The organism is Aromatoleum toluolicum, assembly GCF_012911005.2.
In the GTDB taxonomy this organism is placed as follows: Bacteria; Pseudomonadota; Gammaproteobacteria; order Burkholderiales; family Rhodocyclaceae; genus Aromatoleum; species Aromatoleum toluolicum.
This window is the reverse complement of sequence record NZ_WTVS01000164.1, coordinates 1-2671: the sequence shown is the minus strand read 5'-3', so window position 1 is coordinate 2671 and position 2671 is coordinate 1. Positions and strand designations below refer to the sequence as shown.

At 72.1% G+C, this 2671-nt stretch carries 1 protein-coding gene; it reads left to right on the top strand.

Annotation, left to right across the window (positions count from 1 at the left end):
- Positions 1-21 precede the first annotated feature (21 nt).
- A partial coding sequence (locus tag GPA27_RS28135) for an eCIS core domain-containing protein (RefSeq protein ID WP_169143707.1) occupies positions 22-2671 on the top strand: 2650 nt, incomplete at its 3' end.

The window sequence follows — 2671 nt, the reverse complement described above, 5'->3', positions numbered from 1 at the left end:
GCCCCGTGCCCGCGGACGGCAATGGAAGCGCCGTCGCCTAAATTCGCCCGCCGGCCAAGCGAACGGCCAGCGCCCGAGAGCCCGCGCGCGGCCTCGCGCAGCGCAAACACGCGCACCGAAGGCACGTCCCCGGCCGCCTCATTGGCCTCCACTCCCGCCCCGCCGCCGACGCTCCCCGCCTACGCGACGCCTCCCGCACGCGTCAGCCAACCCGGCGAGAGCATCGAGCGCGAAGCCGAGCAGCGCGCCAATGCCGTCGCGCCGCCCGCCACGCCCGACCCGACACCGACCGCGACCGTCCCCCCTGCGCCGAGCCCGGCGACCTCCGACGACAGCGACACCGCCACGACATCATCCGGCTCCTCATCGGCGTCCTCATCGGCGTCCTCATCGGCGTCCTCATCTGCCTCATCACCCACCGCAGCGACGCCCACGACAAGCGCGACACCCGCGTCCGCATCGGCCGCCGCCACCCTCCCCGCCTACGCCGCCGGCCGCGTCGCCGAGCGCCGCGGGCGCGGCGAACCGCTGCCGCCCGACGCCCGCGCCCCCCTCGAAGGCCACCTCGGCCGCGACTTCGCCGATGTGCGCATCCACACCGACGCCGAAGCCGCCCGCCTCGCCGCCGCGCTCGGCGCACGCGCCTTCACCTCCGGACGCGACATCTACGTCGCGCCCGACGCCTTCGCCCCCGACACCGAGGAAGGCCGCCACCTCCTCGCGCACGAACTCGCCCACGTCGTGCAGCAGGACGGACAGGCCTCCGCCGTGCTGGCACGTGCGATCGATCCGGCGCTGAACGCCCGCTACCACGAGACCGACCGCACCGCCGCCGCGCTCGCCGCGCTCGAACGCCTCGAGATCCCGGCGGTGAAGTCGCGCCACCTGCCGCTCTACAGCGGGCTGGCCGGTGCCGGCAACCTCAAGCGCGTGCGCGGCTACGGCCGCGAGGGCGCCGACCAGCGCTCGGTGTGGAACAGCCAGGCGCAGGTCAAGGCCGACTCCGTGCGCGCGCGCCTCGGCGAACGCAACATCCCGGTGCCCGCCGACGCAAACGGCCGCATCCGCCTCAAGCCGCACCGCGGCGCACGGCTCACGTCGAAGCGCCTGTCGGAACTGCAGACGATGCTGCGCATCCCCGGCTGGGACCGCAGCGGCCGGAAGGTCGCGCAGTTCCAGGTCGACCACATCGTCGAGCTGCAGGTCTCGGGCCAGATGGGCTCGGGCGTCGGCAACAGCCCGGAGAACATGGAACTGCTCGACCAGCCGTCGAACAGCAGCTCCGGCGGCACGATCCGCGCCGGCATCTATCGCAAGGTCGACGCCTTCCTCGACACCTTCGACCCCAAGCCCGACCGCGGCAGCTTCCTGCGCCAGCACGACGTCGTGTTCACCAGCGTCGCCGCAACCGGCGGGGGCTCCGCCGCGGGCGCCTCCGCATGGTGGACCAAGACCGAGATCGAGGAAGCCGAACCGCTCAGCACCGCGAGCCCGCCCAACGCGGCCGAGGACGGCGACACCGCAGGCACCGCCGGGGAATTTATCCTCAGCTCCGGCCCCGGCGGCATCACCGTCGGCCGTTTCCGCCACAGCCCCGGCGCCGCGCCGGCGATCAGCACGACGCAGGCACGCGCGCTCGCCGGCCTGCGCATCACCGCGCTCAACCTCACCGACAACACCGGCAACCCCGAAGGCCCGGTGGGGTCGCTCGCGGCCGAATGGGATCTCCCCGCCGACTGGCAACCGGAAACCCCGGCGGTCACGGTTTCGCTCACCGGCGACGGCGAATACCGCGGCTACCCCTCGGCGCTGCCCGCGCTCAACCTCGAATACGCCAAGCTCAGCCCGGTCAGCTTCACCACCATCACGACTGAAGACGGCGAGCTTTCGGCCGACGGCGAGCTGACACCCTCGATCCCGCTGCTCAACGCGCCGATCACCGTGCGCCTGCGCGGCAAGGACATCACCTTCTCGCTCGACTATGGCCCCGACCAGATCAGCCTGCCGATCCCGCGCACGACCATCGACGACGCCTACGTCAGCGTCTTCTACTCCACCGCGCGCGGCCTGGGCCTGGGCGGCCAGGTCATCTACTCGATCGAAGGGGTCGGCAGCGGCGAACTCGCGGCCTCGGTGTCCACCACCGGCGGCGTCGCCTTCGAAGGCGGCTTCACCTTCGAACGCTCGCTCTTCGACCGCGCCCGCGTCAGCGCGTGGTGGCGCAACGGCCAGTTCGGCGCCGAAGGCACGATCGGCATCGACACCCCGGACAAGATCAAGGGCATCAAGAGCGCCACCGCCACGGTCAGCGTCAATGAAGGCAACTGGGCCTTCAACGGCAGCGCCGAACTCTCGGTGCCCGGCGTCAGCGCGGCGTCGATCGCCATCACGCAGGGCGAAAACGGCCTCAACATCGCCGGCGACGTCGCCCTCACCGCCAACCCCGCGATCCGCTCCGGCTCGATCCACGTCGAATGCGCGCAGACCGAAGGCGACTGGAAAGTCTCCGCCACCGGCACCGCCGAACCCGCGATCCCCGGCTTCGACTCCCAGCTCACCGTCACCTACGACGACGGCGCCTTCGACGCCCAGTTCAGCGGCGCCTTCGCGCGCGGCATGCTCTCCGGCCAGATCACCGTCGGCGCCACCAACCGCAGCATCGGCGAAGACG